Annotated in this window: 14 protein-coding genes; 13 read left to right on the top strand and 1 reads right to left on the bottom strand. The window is 43.7% G+C overall.

What is annotated here, in order from left to right; all coding sequences use genetic code 11:
• The first annotated feature begins 93 nt into the window (after positions 1–93).
• The 9 genes from GC102_RS19305 to GC102_RS19265 all read left to right on the top strand — a co-directional run bounded on the left by GC102_RS19305 (position 94) and on the right by GC102_RS19265 (position 13703).
• Positions 94–906 carry a sugar phosphate isomerase/epimerase family protein gene (locus GC102_RS19305; protein ID WP_171690991.1) on the top strand — a complete coding sequence of 271 codons (813 nt, stop codon included), beginning with the start codon at positions 94–96 and terminating at the stop codon, positions 904–906.
• An 808-nt stretch (positions 907–1714) separates the two neighbouring features.
• Complete coding sequence (kimA, locus tag GC102_RS19300; RefSeq protein WP_171690990.1) at positions 1715–3541, top strand: potassium transporter KimA; 1827 nt, start codon at positions 1715–1717, stop codon at positions 3539–3541.
• Positions 3542–4633: 1092 nt separating this feature from the next.
• Positions 4634–4711: a potassium-transporting ATPase subunit F gene (locus tag GC102_RS40625; RefSeq protein ID WP_376769389.1), complete on the top strand. Its 78-nt coding sequence runs from the start codon at positions 4634–4636 to the stop codon at positions 4709–4711.
• Positions 4712–4758: 47 nt separating this feature from the next.
• Positions 4759–6429 (top strand): potassium-transporting ATPase subunit KdpA, encoded by a 1671-nt coding sequence (kdpA, locus tag GC102_RS19290; protein WP_171691074.1) that lies wholly within the window; start codon positions 4759–4761, stop codon positions 6427–6429.
• Between the two features lie 31 nt (positions 6430–6460).
• A complete protein-coding gene (gene kdpB, locus GC102_RS19285; protein WP_171690988.1) occupies positions 6461–8503 on the top strand; it encodes a potassium-transporting ATPase subunit KdpB in 2043 nt (680 codons plus the stop codon).
• A gap of 28 nt (positions 8504–8531) precedes the next feature.
• On the top strand, positions 8532–9095 hold the full coding sequence (gene kdpC, locus GC102_RS19280) for a potassium-transporting ATPase subunit KdpC (protein WP_171690987.1): 564 nt from the start codon (positions 8532–8534) through the stop codon (positions 9093–9095).
• Positions 9096–9171: 76 nt separating this feature from the next.
• The gene (locus tag GC102_RS19275; RefSeq protein ID WP_171690986.1) at positions 9172–11472 is read left to right on the top strand and encodes a histidine kinase; all 2301 of its coding nucleotides are present in this window, start codon (positions 9172–9174) and stop codon (positions 11470–11472) included.
• Positions 11473–11476: 4 nt separating this feature from the next.
• Positions 11477–13039, top strand: coding sequence for an ATP-binding protein (locus GC102_RS19270; RefSeq protein ID WP_171690985.1), 1563 nt, complete (start codon positions 11477–11479; stop codon positions 13037–13039).
• Entirely contained in the window at positions 13005–13703 is a 699-nt protein-coding gene (locus GC102_RS19265) for a response regulator (protein ID WP_171690984.1), read from the top strand. Before GC102_RS19270 ends, GC102_RS19265 begins: the two co-directional genes overlap by 35 nt.
• Positions 13704–14030: 327 nt before the next feature.
• On the opposite strand, the gene GC102_RS19260 is transcribed toward GC102_RS19265, so the two are convergent.
• Complete coding sequence (locus tag GC102_RS19260; protein WP_216628104.1) at positions 14031–14456, bottom strand: collagen-like triple helix repeat-containing protein; 426 nt, start codon at positions 14454–14456, stop codon at positions 14031–14033.
• A 492-nt stretch (positions 14457–14948) separates the two neighbouring features.
• Here GC102_RS19260 and GC102_RS19255 point away from each other — a divergent pair, with 492 nt between their 5' ends.
• From GC102_RS19255 to GC102_RS19240, 4 genes are all read left to right on the top strand, one after another.
• The gene (locus GC102_RS19255; RefSeq protein WP_171690982.1) at positions 14949–15974 is read left to right on the top strand and encodes an HD-GYP domain-containing protein; all 1026 of its coding nucleotides are present in this window, start codon (positions 14949–14951) and stop codon (positions 15972–15974) included.
• A 48-nt stretch (positions 15975–16022) separates the two neighbouring features.
• Positions 16023–16361 carry a response regulator transcription factor gene (locus GC102_RS19250; RefSeq protein ID WP_171690981.1) on the top strand — a complete coding sequence of 113 codons (339 nt, stop codon included), beginning with the start codon at positions 16023–16025 and terminating at the stop codon, positions 16359–16361.
• A 209-nt stretch (positions 16362–16570) separates the two neighbouring features.
• Positions 16571–17332, top strand: coding sequence for a YveK family protein (locus GC102_RS19245; protein ID WP_171690980.1), 762 nt, complete (start codon positions 16571–16573; stop codon positions 17330–17332).
• A complete protein-coding gene (locus tag GC102_RS19240) occupies positions 17313–17978 on the top strand; it encodes a CpsD/CapB family tyrosine-protein kinase (RefSeq protein ID WP_171641707.1) in 666 nt (221 codons plus the stop codon). Before GC102_RS19245 ends, GC102_RS19240 begins: the two co-directional genes overlap by 20 nt.
• Positions 17979–18022: the final 44 nt, after the last annotated feature.

Raw genomic sequence — 18022 nt, 5'->3', positions numbered from 1 at the left:
AAAAATCGTCAATTGCCAGCCGACCCGTTCGGAAGTAGGATAATCTTGTTGTAGACAATCTCGTTGTCACAATCAAAGAATGGGGGCGTTTCAATGGAGTGGACGATCAGTTATTCCGATTTGTTGTTACTAGGGAAGCCAGTGGAAGAAAATGTGGAAGCGCTGATTAGAGAAGGGGCGAAGCATATTGAGCTTCTGCTTGATGGAGGGGCGTGGAACGATATAGAAGGAACCATGGACAGGGCTGTCCCCTACCTCCTGCATGCCGGCGTTTCTTATAGCGTGCATCCTCCTGCTTGGGATACGAATCTAACCAGTGAAAATAAAGCAATACGTGAAGCTTCATTCGATGAATACCGCAAATCGGTCTTGTTTGCCCACCGTATAGGGGCCAAGCATGTCGTGATTCATCCGGGGTTTTGCTTTTCACCGGCTTTCAGTAAACAAAACGCAATCGCGCATGCTGAGGAGGCAGTAAATAGGCTATGCCGGATTGCTTCTCCTCTCGGGATTCAATTAGCTATTGAGAATGTTGGATATCACGGTCATTCGCTATTTACGGAGGATGAGTATGTGCAGTTCGTCCAGCGGCTGGAATCTGCGGCTGTCTATTTGGTAGACACTGGGCATGCCCACCTTAATGGCTGGAATATTCCAGCCTTGCTCCAGAAGGTAGCCCCTAGGCTTGGTTCCGTTCATCTGCATGATAATTCTGGAGTTTCCGACGAGCATCTTCCCATTGGAGAAGGCTCAATAGAATGGGAACCTATTTATGAGGAGTTGCGTTCAGCGCGCGATTGCCAGTTGATTCTTGAATACGCACCTGGAACGGAGCTTTCCAGACTTCGTTCGGATACAGCTCTTCTACTAGAGCGTCTAGATATAACCATTGAGAATAAGCGCTGACAAATAAGCCTCCCGATATGAGGGAGGTGTGGAGAAAAGTACTAAGCAACATAAAAATACAGCGGCAGCTTGGGACTTTAAAGTCCTAGACTGCCGCTTTTTTATTGAAATATCGTTACCCGTCGTATTCAACGAAGTTCTTGGTGATAGTTTCTGCTGTTTTGGGAGACAGTATGAAGTCCATATTCATGCTGCCATGACTTACTCATGTTTCACATACCAAGTGCCGTGAAATCGTATGTACCCCGTTACAATTACTGGTTTCGGTTTGAACCACCTAATAATCCATTTCATGGCCGCACAACCTTTCGTGTGAGTGTTATGCTCTGTAGTCTGTCAATGGTCCAGTCTGTTAAGTGATGGGCTAAGAACGCATCGCATTGGAGTTGCTGGTATGATTAAAAAATTTAACTAATCAAATAAAGTGATGCGACGCCCAGTATTGGAACCAGAAAGAGCATGATCCCAAGTCGAATTGAAATTAGATCTTCGTGTGAGTACACAGAAGCCACAACCTTTCTATGTATAGTACAATATTTATTCAATTTGAGTCTTGTCGAATCCTTTGATGAAAAAACACTACTTTTGTCAGCTTGCTTTTCGTCAAAAAAAAAAGAAACCACGCAAAGGTGGTCTTGTAGTTTTTGTGGGTTTTACCATACGTTTACACTAATATTGTATGTTATATACAACAAAAAGCAATGCGTTAGGAATCAAATCGGATGATCCATATCCAAAATTTATGATTCTTTTTTCTCACAACTGGGTAAAATAAAATGAACTTAAAAAACCATGGCGGGTGTAAATCATGTTTTCTGTCATTAAACGATTTTTAATCGGTCAGCCATTAAAGTCAAACGAACTAGGGGAACAAAAGCTTAATAAAAAGAAAGCTTTAGCTATCCTCTCTTCCGACGCTTTATCATCCGTTGCCTATGGGCCTGAGCAGATTCTACTAGTATTGATTACCGTAAGTGCTGCAGCTTATTGGTACACAATCCCTATCGCAATAGGCGTTCTGTTTCTTCTAGTAGCACTTATTTTGTCTTATCAACAAATCATATATGCCTATCCGCATGGTGGCGGGGCCTATGTCGTATCGAAGGAAAATCTCGGGATGAACGCGGGTTTATTTGCAGGAGGATCCCTTTTAGTTGATTACATACTAACGGTGGCGGTCAGTATCTCGGCAGGTACAGATGCCATTACGTCTGCCTTTCCGCATTTGCATCCTTATACTGTGGTTATTGCCATTGTATTGGTTATATTCATTACGATCTTAAATCTCAGGGGTATAACGGAGTCGGCTTCTATTTTAGCTTATCCTGTGTATCTATTTGTTCTGGCTTTGTTTATCTTAATTGGTGTTGGATTATACAATATCGTAACTGGGAATGTCTCAGCTGAACTGCATACTCCAATTGGCACGCCTGTTGCAGGTATTTCCTTGTTTCTATTACTAAGAGCTTTCTCATCGGGAAGTTCAGCTTTAACAGGGGTTGAAGCTATCTCTAATGCCATTCCGAACTTTGAGGATTCAGCTCCCAAAAATGCTTCCAAAACATTGATGGCTATGGGCTTACTACTTGCGATTTTATTTGCGGGAGTCGTTTATCTAGCGTATTACTATGGGATATCTCCCAAAGAAAAGGAAACGGTTGTCTCACAAATTGCTGCTTCAACGTTCGGCAGAAATTTCATGTATTACATCATTCAAGGTACAACCGCTATGATTCTTGTTCTCGCTGCAAATACGGGATATTCGGCTTTCCCATTACTGGCTGTTAATCTGGCCAAAGATAAATTTATAGCAAGGATGTTTACGATTAGAGGAGATCGGCTTGGGTATTCAAACGGAATCATTTTCCTAGCAGTTACATTGATCTTGTTAATCATCCTTTTCAAAGGAAAAACGGAGCATTTAATCCCTCTGTATGCAGTGGGAGTGTTCATTCCATTTACCTTAGCTCAGACGGGGATGTTGGTAAAATGGATCCGTGAGAAACCGGAAGGCTGGATTGTGAAATTAACGATTAATTTAGTTGGAGCTTTCATGAGCTTTACGGTCATGATGATTTTCTTTATTACCAAGTTTGGGCAGGTGTGGTCCGTTCTCATCTTTTTGCCCTTAATTGTTTTTATTTTTCATCAAATCAAGAAACACTACGAGGCCGTAGGTGAACAATTACGAATAACAACTTGCGAACCCGCGATTCCTATTGAAGGAAATGTGATGATTGTGCCTGTGGCAGGCATTACGCATGTGGTAGAGAACTCCTTGAATTATGCCAAATCCCTTTCGCCAGATCAGATCATCGCCGTTTATGTGGCTTTCGAAAGAGATGCCGAGAAACAATTTGAGGAGAAATGGAATAATTGGCAACCCGATATAAGGTTGGTTACTTTACATTCCCAATATCGGAGCATTGTTCAACCATTGACGAAATTTATTGATACGGTTGAGAATAAGGCAGCTGAATCGAATTTTAGGGTAACGGTCCTAATCCCACAGTTTATTCCAAAGAAAAGCTGGCAGAATATTCTCCATAACCAATCCAGCTTACTTATCCGAGCTTTTCTGCTTTACAGAAGGGACCTTATCGTAACGACAGTACCGTATCATTTGAAAAAATAAGCTATTAGGGTGGCCTTACTTCATACTAGCTACTCAGAGAAATAAGAGTCTTTGGGAGCTTCTATTTACGCAGAAAGTGGCTAAAGGAGCGGGATAAGAGCCTTTAGAGGCTCTTATCTGTCGTTGATAGGGTGGGAAAGCTAGCTACTCAGAGAAATAAGAGCCTTTGGGAGCTTCTATTTACGCAGAAAGTGGCTAAAGTAGAGGGATAAGAGCCTTTAGGGGTTCTTATTTGTCGTTGATAGGGTAGGAATGCCAGCTACTCAGAGAAATAAGAGCCTTTGGAGCTTCTATTTGCGCAGAAAGTGGCTAAGTAGCGGGATAAGAGCCTTTAGAGGCTCTTATTTGTCGTTGATAGGGTGGGAAAGCTAGCTACTCAGAGAAATAAGAGCCTTTGGGAGCTTCTATTTGCGCAGAAAGTGGCTAAAGGAGCGGGATAAGAGTCTTTAGGGGCTCTTATTTGATAACAATCTTTAGAGGCTCTGAGCTTATCCTTGGTCGTGGATTAAGGTAAGCTCCAAAGTGGAGTTGATTGTATGTAAACAATGGGTTTCTCGAGGTGAATCCAAAGCAAGCGCAGTTTGCCAAGGTAGGACATTTCCAAGCTCGAATTTCAGCGGATCCAAGGTCTTACCCTTACGGATGGTCTGAAGTATGTTCGTCAGAAACAAAAGGCATGGGGAGAAGTTAGAACACATTTAATAGAATCGGCATTAACGGATCTATCTGAAAAGCTTAAGTACTCATCTGCGGGCAAAAAAGAACTTATCCTCCAATGGGATCGTATCTATTTATTTGACCATTCTGAGGCGTATATCTCTTTCTAGAGTCAGCAATTTTTATGCTTTTTTTATACGGATACTATAGATTCTTTACCCCCTTTTTATATGGTTCGGCGTTACACTATTTCTAGAAAGCAGTAGAGCCGGTCTAATCAAGGAGGTGTGTTATGTACAACGATGTAACGATGATTTTATTAATGGCATTAACATTTCTAGGGTTTTGGGGATTTTTTAAATTTTGTGAAAAAGTGTGAGCTTAAGCTTAGCTTTCGATAAGCGTTCTGCAAAAAATCTCGTAGGAGGCACTCATATGATTGTTATTGGCGTTATTGCATTTGTCATGATGGTGTATCTCGGTTTTGTTCTAGTAAAACCAGAGAAATTTTAATTGTATAACAAGAACTTATGTAAGCAAGGGGAGAACCTATTATGGGAATGGGATTGTTACAGGTAGTCATCACACTGGGTATTATTATGCTTTTGGTGAAGCCTGTGGGTAGTTATTTGGTTAAAGTGTTTGGAAATGAAAAGAGTCGCCTTGATCGTGTCTTTGGTCCTTTTGAGCGAGCATCCTATCGATTGATGGGTGTTAAAGAAGAGGAAGCAATGGGCTGGAAAAAGTATTTAGGAGCCGTATTATTACTCAATGTGGTCATGATGCTATTGATTTATGCGGTGTTTCGACTTCAAAAATACCTACCTCTAAATCCAGATAGCATTGGTAATATGCCTCCCGCATTAGCTTTTAATACAGCTGTTTCTTTTATTACAAATACGAACTGGCAAGCTTACAGCGGTGAAAATGCATTGTCCTATTTCTCTCAAATGGTGGGGTTAACGTTCCCGATGTTTACATCGGCAGCAACTGGATTTGCTGTGGCGGTTGCATTTATTCGCGGATTAATTGGACGTCAAGATAATCTCGGAAACTTTTACGTGGATATCACTAGGGTGATTACAAGGGTGTTTCTACCGCTTAGCTTTATTGTTGCCTTAGTTTTAGTTTTTCAAGGTATTCCGCAAACCTTGCTGGGAGCCGTGGAGGCTACAACGCTAGAAGGAGCGAAACAAACGATTACTCGTGGGTTAGTGGGTTCGTTCGAATCCATTAAGCATATCGGTACAAATGGTGGCGGGTGGTTCGGTACGAACGCCGCGCATCCTTTTGAAAATCCGACCCCGGTGTCTAACTTGATCCATATTATTTGTATGATGCTGCTGCCTACATCACTGGTGTACGCATTTGGATTAATGATCAAGAACAAAAAGCAAGGCTGGACGATCTTTGCTGCTATGGGGATCATCTTTATCGTGATGTTGGGGGCGGTATTCTACGCCGAATATCGCGGTATAACGGCGATTGATGCGATGGGCATACATGGCAACATGGAAGGCAAGGAAGTAAGGTTTGGGTTGTCTGAGACTGCCCTATTTACAGCCGTAACCACAGCTGCAACAACAGGCAGTGTAAACGCGATGCATGAGTCGCTTACTCCACTCGGAAGCATCGCCCCATTTGCAGAAATGATGTTGAACAATGTCTTCGGCGGTAAAGGGGTTGGCTTGTTAAACGGGTTGCTTTACCTAATCTTGTCTGTTTTCATTTGTGGACTGATGGTGGGTCGTACGCCTGAGTTTCTAGGCAAGAAGATTGAAGGTAAGGAGGTCAAGTTGGCGGCCATTGCTATTCTGATCCATCCGCTTATCATTTTGGCACCGACAGCTTGGGCGCTTACTCGTCCAGAATCCATTACCTCGATAGCCAATCAGGGGATGCATGGGTTGTCAGAAGTGCTGTATGCTTTCACGTCAGGTGCTGCCAATAACGGATCTGCCTTTGGCGGTTTGACCGCAAATACGAACTTCTACAACTTGGGTATCGGTATGGTCATGCTGTTTGGTCGTTACATTTCAATCATAGCGATGCTTGCTATTGCGGGTTCACTTGCTACTAAGCGAGTAGTTCCTGTAACGACAGGCACATTGCGCACAAATACACCCTTATTTATGGGGATTTTAATCATGATTATTCTAGTTATTGGTGCTCTAACGTTCTTTCCGGCGCTGGCATTGGGGCCGATTGCTGAACATTTGGCTGCGCGTTAAGGGATAAACGTAATAGAGAGGGAGGATTTAAATGGCTGTGGAACGTAAAAAAACAATGACAAAAGAAATTATGAATCAAGCTATCGTTGATTCGTTTAAAAAATTAAATCCTTGGGTGATGATCAAAAATCCGGTTATGTTTGTGGTTGAGATCGGTACGGTCATTACGCTCCTGCTTTCACTCGCACCAGATCTTTTTGGTACCACAGAAGTAGGGCGGGGTTATAATATCGCTGTGTTTTTGATCTTGCTTTTCACCTTGCTTTTCGCTAACTTCGCGGAAGCTTTGGCCGAAGGGCGGGGCAAGGCGCAGGCGGATTCCCTGCGGAAGACGAAATCCGATACGATGGCTCGCCTGGTTCAAAGGGATGGTTCTTATAAGGAAGTGTCTTCGACTTCTCTTCGTAAGGGAGACTTAGTCCGCATTGAAATCGGTGAGATCATCCCGTCAGACGGGGAAATCATTGAAGGTTTGGCTTCCATTGATGAGTCAGCTATTACAGGGGAGTCCGCTCCGGTTATTAAGGAAGCAGGCGGCGACTTCTCATCGGTAACAGGTGGAACGCGTGTCGCATCTGACTTCATTGTTGTCAAAGTAACGACGGATCCCGGTGAATCATTCTTAGATCGCATGATTGCACTCGTGGAAGGCGCCAAACGACAAAAAACACCGAATGAAATTGCGTTAACAACGCTGCTTGCTGTACTGACCTTGATCTTCTTAATTGTCATTGTGACCATGGTGCCGATGGCGAAGTATTTGGACGTAAAATTGGAGATTTCCACACTGATTGCTCTGCTGGTCTGTCTCATTCCGACGACAATCGGTGGACTCTTGTCAGCTATCGGTATCGCAGGAATGGACCGTGTGACGCAGTTCAATGTGCTTGCCATGTCAGGTAAAGCGGTTGAAGCTGCGGGCGACATCGATACGATGATCCTAGATAAAACAGGGACGATCACCTTCGGGAATCGGATGGCTTCGGAGTTTGTCCCAGTGAATGGATTAATTGCTAAAGACATCATCTTTACTGCCCTGCAAGCATCAGTGAAAGACGAAACTCCTGAGGGACGCTCCATTGTGGAGCTTGCGAATAAGCTTGGAGAGACATGGCAAGCAGATAGCTATCAAGGGGCAGAAGTGGTGGAGTTTACCGCTGAAACACGGATGTCGGGGCTTAATTTAGCTGATGGTAAACAAGTCCGCAAGGGTGCTATCGACGCAATTAAGAAATATGTAGCAGCTATGGGCGGGAAAATTCCCAGTGATTTAGAAGCCATCACAAACCGAATTGCCAAAGCCGGAGGCACTCCGTTGGCCGTCGCGGTGAACGAACGGATTTACGGTGTCATTTACCTCAAGGATACGGTAAAACCGGGCTTGAAGGAACGATTTGCTGAGCTTCGCGCCATGGGCATCAAAACCGTCATGTGTACAGGGGATAACCCACTGACTGCTGCGACGATTGCACTTGAGGCTGGTGTCGACGAGTTTATCGCTGAGGCGAAGCCGGAAGATAAAATTGCCGCAATCAAAAAAGAGCAGCAAGAAGGCAAACTGGTAGCTATGACAGGCGACGGAACGAATGACGCTCCTGCACTTGCTCAAGCCGATGTAGGTTTGGCGATGAATTCAGGAACGATGGCCGCGAAAGAAGCTGCCAACATGATCGATCTGGATTCCGATCCGACCAAGCTGCTTTCTGTGATCTCCATAGGTAAACAGTTGCTGATCACTCGTGGAGCCTTAACAACATTTTCTATCGCCAACGACATTGCCAAATATTTCGCGATCATTCCTGCGATGTTTATTCTAGCTATGCCGCAGCTGCAGGCCTTGAATATTATGAATCTGGCTTCGCCGGAATCGGCCATTTTATCAGCGCTCATTTTCAATGCTATCATCATCCCGCTGCTGATCCCAATTGCCATGAAGGGTGTTAAGTACCGGGCGATGTCAGCAGATAAATTGTTGTCACGTAATATTCTTCTCTATGGTTTAGGCGGTGTAGTCGTGCCTTTCATCGGGATTAAAATCATTGATATGGTGCTTCACGGATTAAATATCGTTTAAAGAGAAAGAGAAACGAGGAGATAGCTTTATGAAATCGGTTTTTATAGCTGTTCGGGTGTCTTTATTGTTCATGATCGTCTGTGGGCTCATCTATCCACTTGCAACGACAGGTGTGGCTCAGGTCTTATTCCCTAAACAAGCGAATGGAAGTCTCATAGAATCAGGCGGTGTCGTGATTGGATCAGAATTGTTAGCTCAAGCCTTCGAGTCTCCGAAACTTTTCCATCCAAGAGAATCTGCAGCCAAGTATGATCCCACTGCTTCATCGGGCTCCAATACAGCGGTGGCTTCAAGTGATTATGCTGCGGCAATGGCAGAGAAAATCGATGCCTTGAAGCAAGAGAATCCTAAGCTAACGGAAATTCCGGCTGACTTAGTTACTGTCTCCGGTTCCGGTTTCGATCCGGATTTGTCTCCGGAAGGAGCTAAGGCCCAAGTGCCAAGAATTAGCAAGGAAACGGGGATCTCTGAGAAAAATCTCAATGACCTCGTTGATAAGCTTTCAAAAACGCGCCAACTCGGGGTTTTCGGTGAGCCTAGAGTCAATGTGACCGAATTAAATATGGAACTGCTTAAGCAAGTGAAATTGTGAGGTAAGCAGGCAGCCACTCTCGTTAATAATGAGAGTGGTTTCTGCACATTTTAGGGAGAAGGGAGAATGTTGCCATTTGGATGGTTTCAAAAGAAAAACACCAGAAGAAATCCTATATTCCATTTCTAAACTGCACCGCGGCAGTTTTAAAATATATATCGGCGCAGTCAGCGGCTCTGGGAAAACCTATCACATGCTTCGTGAAGGGCAGAACCTTAAGCAGCAGGGGATCGATGTGGTCATTTGCGCCGTATCGACGCTCCAAAGACCGGAAACCGTGGAACAATTGGGGGATTTGGAAAGGGTCCCGAGCATTCATTGGATCAAGGACGGTGTAGAGCAAAAAGATCTCAATTTGGATGCATTACTCGAAAGAAACCCGGAGGTCGTTCTTGTAGACGGATTAGCCCACTGTAATCGAGCAGATGCTCGCTTTCCATCCCGGTTAGACGATATCAAGTTTTTACTTTCAAATGACATTAGTGTTATTACCACAGTGAATGTGTATGAGCTGGAAGAGGCGATGGAAGTTGCTCATAAACTAACTGGCATTGAAGTAGGGCACTGCGTTCCCTCAGATACGTTGGAACTCGCTGATGAGGTTCGATTAATCGACGCGACGCCGGAAACGATTTTAAATCGATTGGAAGAAGGCAATTTAAAGGGGAATAAAGATACAGCTTTATTCAAACGCGGTAATTTAGGCGTGCTGCGGGAACTGGCTCTTCGACTTGTTGCTGAGGATGTAAACGATTCTCTGGAAGAACATCGCGAACAAATGGGGATTCTAGGTCCATCTGGAGCGACTGAGCGCATTCTTGTTACGACACAGTATCATTGGAACGGTTCTATCTACGTGCGTAGAGGACAACAGATCGCTAAGCGTTTGAATGGTGATCTGCATGTGGTTACGCTGCGTAATTTCAATAAACCGCTCACCAAAGAAGCGGCCACTTTTCGCAGGTCTATTATGAAGCTTGTCCAAAAAGTAGGCGGCAAATTTGAAGAGCTGCCTTTTCGGAACCGTCGCAGTATCCCTCAAATATTGGTCGACTATGCGATAGCTCATCATGTAACACGCATTGTATTAGGTCATTCTAAGCAAACCCAATGGCAAACTTTGATACAAGGCTCCGTCATCAATGGCGTGTTAAAAAGAACGACAAATATCGATGTGTTCTTGATTGCTGATCGTGCTTCTCAGGAGGGTGAGCGTATTCTGCCTGCCCATATCCACTCGCTGAAGGAACCTTACAAATATAAACGTTTGAGCAAACAAGAAGTAGAGGCGAAAATCGAAAAAATTAAACGCGGAAAATTTAAAGTCTATATTGGAGCTGCCCCTGGTGTCGGTAAAACGTATACGATGCTTCGGGAAGGCAACGATCTGCTCAAAAAGGGGATTGATGTGAAGATTGGTTTACTTGAAACCCATGGGAGAAAAGAGACTGTCGCACAGATTGGCGAACTGGAAATCATACCTAGGGCAGAAATTCAGTATCAAGGTGTAAAGCTGGAGGAAATGGATACAGAAGGTATCATACGTCTTCGACCAGAAGTGGTTTTGGTTGATGAACTAGCCCATTCGAATGTACCCAGCAGTAAGCATAAAAAACGGTATGAAGATGTGCTGGAAATTCTAGAAGCGGGTATATCGGTTATTGCTACCGTTAATGTGCAGCACTTGGAAAGCTTAAATGATGCCGTGGAACAAATTACGGGTATTCGGGTTATGGAAACTGTTCCCGATAGTATTCTTCGTATGGCGGATGAAGTTCAGTTAATCGACGTTGCCCCAGCGGCCTTACAGCTTCGCATGAGAGATGGTAAAATTTATGCGATGGTAAAAGTAGATCAAGCGTTAAACAATTTCTTTAAAACGGGGAATCTAATCGCTTTACGGGAACTCGCGCTGCGCGAAATCGCTGATGATGTAGATGAACGTCTAGAATCTATGGAGCGCAAGAGCTCACTTCGCGGCCCATGGCGAAGAAAAGAAGTGATTTACGTGTGCGTCACGGAAATCTCACAAGCCGACCGCTTAATTCGTCGCGGCTTTCGGATTGCGCATCGACTTAAAGCAGCTTGGCATGTAAGCTTTATTGCGGTGGGAGGCGCAGAGGAGTGGAAGCAGAAGCTAGAGTCATTGGAGAAGCTGACCATTAGGCTCGGGGGCGAGTTTTCGTATCAAGAGGTAGCTAACCGCAACCAAATCCCGCAGGTATTTGCTTCCAGAGCAAGTGAAGCGGGAGCTACTCAAATCATTGTGTGGAAAGATGCTCTTGTCAAAAGGCTAGTGCCGCTTGCTAGTACAATGGATGTATTGATTGTTGCCGATTATGATATGTGGCAATCTTCGGGAAATAGGGTAAAATGAAAATATGGTGAATAAAACAAATGAATTTATTAACTGGAAATCTTATTTTATTATCGCTATTTATATTGCAGTATCGACCATATTTCTAAGGGGTTTTGGTCTTTTTTTGGATTTAGTTAATATTGCGCTTCTCTATTTATTTCCTGTTCTTTTTAGTGCCGTAAGATGGGGGAGGGGACCCTCCTTTTTTGCTGCGGGAATGGGGATATTGGCGTTTGATTTCTTTTTTGTGCCTCCCGTTTTTAGTATGACGGTTACAGATTTGCGTTATGTGATCTCTTTTATTGTATTTTTTTCCGTTGCAGCCCTTACGTCAAGTTTAGCTTCAAAGCTGCGGAGTCAAATCCATCAAGCCCAGCAGAGAGAAGCAAATACGGCTGCTCTGTATGCGCTAAGTCGTAAGATTACAGCCTTTTCAGACTTAGATGTACTATTGAATCAGATTGTTCAGCATATATCCGATACGCTTGATGCTAAGGCTGCAATCATTTTGCCAAACCAGTTGGGTGAACAGCAGTTGGAAGCCTACTCTAAAGATGGCGGAGATTGGGCTAATGATGAATCTCACCTGTCTATCGCCGCATGGGTGAATAAACATAATTCCATTGCGGGTCGAGGTACTCGTACATTGGGTGAATCATCGGATCTGCATGTCCCTTTAGCTACCGATCAGCAGGTCCATGGCGTGCTTGCTGTTCATATAGGCGATAGAAATTTGTTAGATATGCCGGAGCTTATTCGGATCATCGAAGCGCTCTCCGATCTTGTGGCCGTTGCGATATCTCGCGTTAAACTAGCGAATGAAGCCAAGGTGGCGCAATTAACGGTAGAATCGGAGAAACTGCGTACCGCGCTGCTGGACTCGCTTTCACATGAATTGCGAACGCCACTGGCAACCATCATTGGTTCCGTAACCGGACTTCTAGAAGGGGAAGACGTCTTCGGTCCTGAAGATCGACGAGAGTTATTACTAACGACTCGTGAGGGAGCTACCCGGATGAACCGGTTAGTAGGCAATTTACTGGGTATGGTTCGGATTGAGAGCGGCATGCTGCGTTTAAATAAACAGTGGTGTGGGATAGAGGATATTGTAGGTGTTGCTCTTACGCAATTGAACGATGCTTTGCTGCATCGAAAAGTAAATATACGTCTTGCTGCAGATCTTCCGTCGGTACCTCTTGACGAAGTTCTTATTGAACAGGTGTTGATTAATGTGATTAGTAATGCCATTAAGTATTCGCCTGATGGGAGCGAAATTGTGATTGAAGCGGATCACAACCAAGACATGCTTGAGTTGACCATCAAGGATGAGGGTGCAGGCATTGCTTCAGTTGATTTGGAGCGGGTATTTGAGAAATTTTATAGAGGCCATTTAACCAAACATATCCCAGGAACAGGGCTAGGGCTTGCGATCTGCAAAAGCATTGTGGAAGCACATGGCGGCCATATTGCAGCTATGATGAATGGGAATCGAGGAACGGCTATTCGGATAAGCTTGCCTTTACAATTCGCTGAGAAAGACGGGGATAGGAATGACAACCACAGGGGCGAAGATCTTAATCATTGATGATGAACCACAAATTCGAAAATTACTGCGCGTCACTCTAACCGCACACGGTTTTGAAGCAGCTGAAGCTTCTACCGGTCAAGAAGGCATGCTGCAGGCTACGATGGTGCGCCCTGATTTAATTGTCTTAGACCTAGGATTGCCTGATATGACGGGCATGGAAGTGCTAGCGCATATCCGTGAGTGGTCGCAGGTGCCCATCATTATTCTTACGGCTCAAGACCAGGAGCAAGATAAAGTTGCTGCATTGGATCGCGGTGCCGACGATTATGTAACGAAGCCGTTTGGCATGGGCGAATTTATGGCCCGTATGCGAGTTGCCTTACGGCATATCGCCAAGACGCAAGATGAACCGGTGTTGAGATTGGGGCATTTAGTTATTGATTTATCTCAACGTAGTGTAGAGCTAAATGATGAGAAACTCAAATTAACACCGACCGAATACGACTTGTTGAAAGTACTCGCCCTGAATGCTGGACGAGTGATGACTCATAAACAATTGCTCAAACAAGTTTGGGGCGGTCAGCAGTATGAGTCAGACAGCCAATACTTGAGAGTGTATGTCGGTCATCTGAGGAAAAAGATTGAAGTGGACCCGACAAGACCGAAGTATATCCTTACGGAGCCTGGGATCGGATACCGCTTTGCTTGGCAGGAAGGTTAAAGAAAAGAAGGCTGTCATTCTCTTGATGAGAATGGCAGCCTTCTTTATTTACATATAGGAATTTATGGTCCATGAAGTGAGTAAGGCAACTGAAGATACTTATTTGTCTTAATAGTCCCTGTTATGATTACATAGGCAAGCTAGGTGTGCTTATTCCAGGCTAATACGCTCTGAAAGTAACGTTTAACAGCTAATAAGCACGCACTGTGGTCTAATATGACGAGATGCTTCGATATTAGAGTCAATAAGCAAACTGAGCTTGCTTATTTATTTCTAGCTAACTCGCTACATGAAAAAATGGCTCAAGGTTTTTCTTTTCGCCTTTTTTTAACAAGTAAATGAGTCAATGAAGCGCAAATCGATACCGAAATACATCCAAGAGAACCCAGTCCAACGGAAGCCTGCGATCGAATTGCGTCCGACAAAAGTAGGGAAATACCAGAACTGTTGACCGTTGCTGAGCCAGACATAAGTGAAATTAAACAAGCAGCGGGAAATAGCTCCCGGGTCTACGGCATAAGCGGAGACACCTTCCGCTTTAAACGGCTTCTGCGGTGTATAAGCTGGAGGTGCCGAAGTGGGGGCTTGCCCTTCTCCTTGCGGTTGCCCAGGGAATCCAGGTTGCCCAGGGAATCCAGGTTGCCCAGGAAAACCTGGTTGTCCGGGAAAGCCTGGTTGTCCAGGAAAGCCAGGTTGCCCAGGAAAGCCAGGTTGCCCGGGGAAGCCAGGCTGCCCAGGAAAACCAGGAGACATGCCAGATCCGGGGAATCCAGGTTGCCCAGGGAAACCCGGAAGTCCGAACATGCCGCCTAAGCCGCGCGGATCGTAAGCAGGCACCCAAGCGTAAGCTTGCGGTACAGCATAGCCGTATGGATAAGGAACAGTTTGTGGATATGAATTAGGATAGGACTGTTCCGTAGTTTCAGGCTGTAATAATTCAGTTTCCAATTCACGATGCTCTTGTTTGTTGTCTGAAGCCATTGCGTAATTTCCTCCTTAGGTAAAAGCGGATTAGTCGATACTTACTATATGCAGCAGGGTAGACGGATGTCACGATGTGCATTTAGCGTCAATTGAACGTAATAAGCAGATCAATAGTCCTACTTTTGGTTATTTCTAGGAATGGAATAGGTTATTCATCCTAGATATTCCAAAAAAATATGGGATTTCGACCCATAGATTGTACTAATTTTGTCGTATATAATTGAAATTGGTTATATTTTGAAATAATTGGAGCGAGCTTTATTGAGAGAACTATTGGGTAAGATGTTGAAATACGATGTGACAACAAGCCATGGACTTGTTTTGGTACCAAGTCAATCGGTTCTCAATCAAGAGCATTTGGATTTGTTTCGGCAGCATCGCATTGACTTTATGGGTATCATTACGACAACCATGCATGAGCATAAGCTTGATTCTGTATCCCCACCGGATTCTTCCCAACTCCTTGTCCAAAAAGCTTCCCAATATGCAAAGGACTTATTCGAGCGTATTCAATCGCAGAAAAAGATTCCACTGCTGGAAATCAAGAATGATTTGATTCCTATTGTTCAGCAGGCTGCTGAGAACCCCGATTTATTTCAATTGTTTCAAGCTGTCAAAGCGAAAGATGAGTATACACATCAGCACAATATTGGTGTAGGTATACTTTCAACGTTGATTGGTAAATGGTTAAATTGGGCTGATAATGAAGTGGCGTTATTATCGCTGGCAGCTACGATGCATGATGTTGGTAAGATCAAGATTTCACAAGAGATTCTATTGAAGCCGGGGAAATTAACCTCTGAAGAGTACGACGAAATAAAGCGCCATACGATTCTAGGCTATAATATGCTTAAGGAAACGGTAGGGATTAACTATAGAGTAGCTCTAGTTGCCCTACAGCATCATGAGCGGGCAGATGGCACTGGATACCCCTTGCAATTAAAGGATAGCCAGATGGATCGAATGAGCCGAATTGTTGCGGTTGCCGATGTCTTTCACGCGATGTCATCGAAGAGGCCTTATCACGAAATGATGCCCTTTTACGAGGTTGTAAGTCGGATGAGGAAAGGGTTTTTCGGAGAATTGGACCCCCACATTGTGTCTGTATTTCTGACCAATATCATACAGAATTTGATTGGCAGAACAGTGAAGCTAACCGATGGACGTTGGGGAGAGGTCGTTTATATTAATCCTACGGATGATACGAACCCGCTTGTTAAGATTGACGAGTCATTTCTAGATCTAAGTCGAGAAAGACATATCCATATAAGTGAAGTTGTAATATGAGAGATCGTTTGACAATCAATTAGACATATATATAAAGGAAGTTATCGGATGACAAATAGGTTGATTACGGTACATGAAAGTTACGTAAATGTGGAGCTAACCAAGGAACCGGAGCTGGTTTTTCATCAGTTTTTTGCGAATTACGGCCTTACGCAGCGTGAATCGGAAATTCTTTCTCTACTTGTTACCCATGGATATACCAACCGTGAGATTGCTGAAAGTTGTTTCATCAGTGAGAAAACTGTAAAAATACATCTGGCTAATATTATGAGCAAAATTGGTATAGGCTCGATGCGGAAATTGCTTGCGATGCTTCTGCAGCAGGCTTTAACACTTTCCAATCGAACGAATGAATCAAGTAGAATAACGACAATAGGGATGAGTTAATGACCCAAGAGAAGACTCCTGAAACAGGAATTCTTCTCTTTTTTTATGACGATTTTCTTTGATACAATTTGGAACCTAAATAGCAATAATTATATTGACATGATACAAAAAGTATCTTAAAGTAATACTTAACATCATGATACAAATAGTATCAAAGGATGCGTTGTTTTCTACCAAATGTAAAAGTAGACTTCCTACGGAGGGGAATCATGGAAATCAATTTTAAAGAATATTTACTGATTATAAAGAAGCGCTTGTGGCTCATCGTTTTAGTCGTACTGGTGACGACCATTCTAACTGCTTGGTATACCTCATCCAATTATCAGCCCATTTACCAGGCTTCGACCAAGTTGATCGTCAATAAAACCTTTGAACAGGCTCAATCAGGCACGGAACAAATCGATTACGGCGCGATCGGTGTTAACATGGCCCTCATTAATACCTATAAGGAAATCATTAGAACCCCAGCTATTATGGATAAAGTAGTTCAACGATACCCCGATTTAAATGTATCCACAGACCAACTAATTTCAATCGTCAATGTTTCTAATCTCAATGAAACGCAAGTCATGTCGATCGTTGCACGGCATTTTTCCCAAGAAAGAGCAGTGAGAATAGCGAACGCCGTTTCGGATGTCTTTCAATCCGAAATTCCCAAGATTATGAAAGTTGATAATATCACCATATTAAATAGAGCCAAAGTACAGGACAAACCAATACCCATTAATCAAAAATCAAATCAATACCTCATTTTGAGCTTTGTAGCCTCCCTAGCTGTCATGGTCGGTCTTACCTTCCTGCTTGATGCCTTAGATGATACGTTAAAGACAGATGAAGATATTCGCGAGGTATTTGAAGTATCGACATTAGGGTACATACCAAAAGTGAAAAACAAAGAATTGCGAACCAAGCAAAAAAATAAATCTAGAAAAAAAGCAGGGGAACCGTCATATGCCAAAACCATCCAATAATTCGACGATTATGATGCAAGTCCATCCGGATTCCTCCACCTCAGAAGCATATCGTTCTTTAAGATTTAATATCGAATGCTCCGTCTTCGGACGTGAGGCGAAGACGATTACGATTACTTCATCTGGCCGAGGTGAAGGGAAAACGACGACAGCTGTTAATTTGGCAGTGGCTTATGCTCAGATCGGAAAAAAAGTGATTCTACTTGATGCGGATTTGCGAAATCCTTCCATCCATCTTGCATTTGGTGAAGATAATGGCATTGGATTGACGAATTATTTGGTTAATCGGAACGCATTGGACGGGATCATACGGGAAACAATCATTGAAAATCTGTCTATTTTGACCACAGGACCTGTGCAGCAGAATCCGTCCAGTTTATTGGCATCGAAATCTATGGATGACCTCTTGGTCGAACTAAGGGCGAAATACGACATGGTTATTGTGGATACACCATCGGTCTTAACGTTAACCGACGCCAAAATAATGGCGACCAAGTGCGATGGGGTGCTTCTCATTGTGGAATATGGCAAGGTGAAGCGTGGCGCAGCCAAGAAGGTGAAAGAGGAGCTTATGCTGGCGAAAGCCAAGTTGATTGGGGTGGTTATGAACGAAATAAAAGACCATCATGCGGAAACTTATCTGTAACCTTTATCTGTAAAAAATTGTAGCAAGGGGAGCGAGTTTATAGC

Source organism: Paenibacillus germinis (assembly GCF_013141785.1).
In the GTDB taxonomy this organism is placed as follows: domain Bacteria; phylum Bacillota; class Bacilli; order Paenibacillales; family NBRC-103111; genus Paenibacillus_E; species Paenibacillus_E phytorum.
Note: the sequence above shows the minus strand (reverse complement) of the source record. Positions and strands in the feature narration are given on the sequence as shown.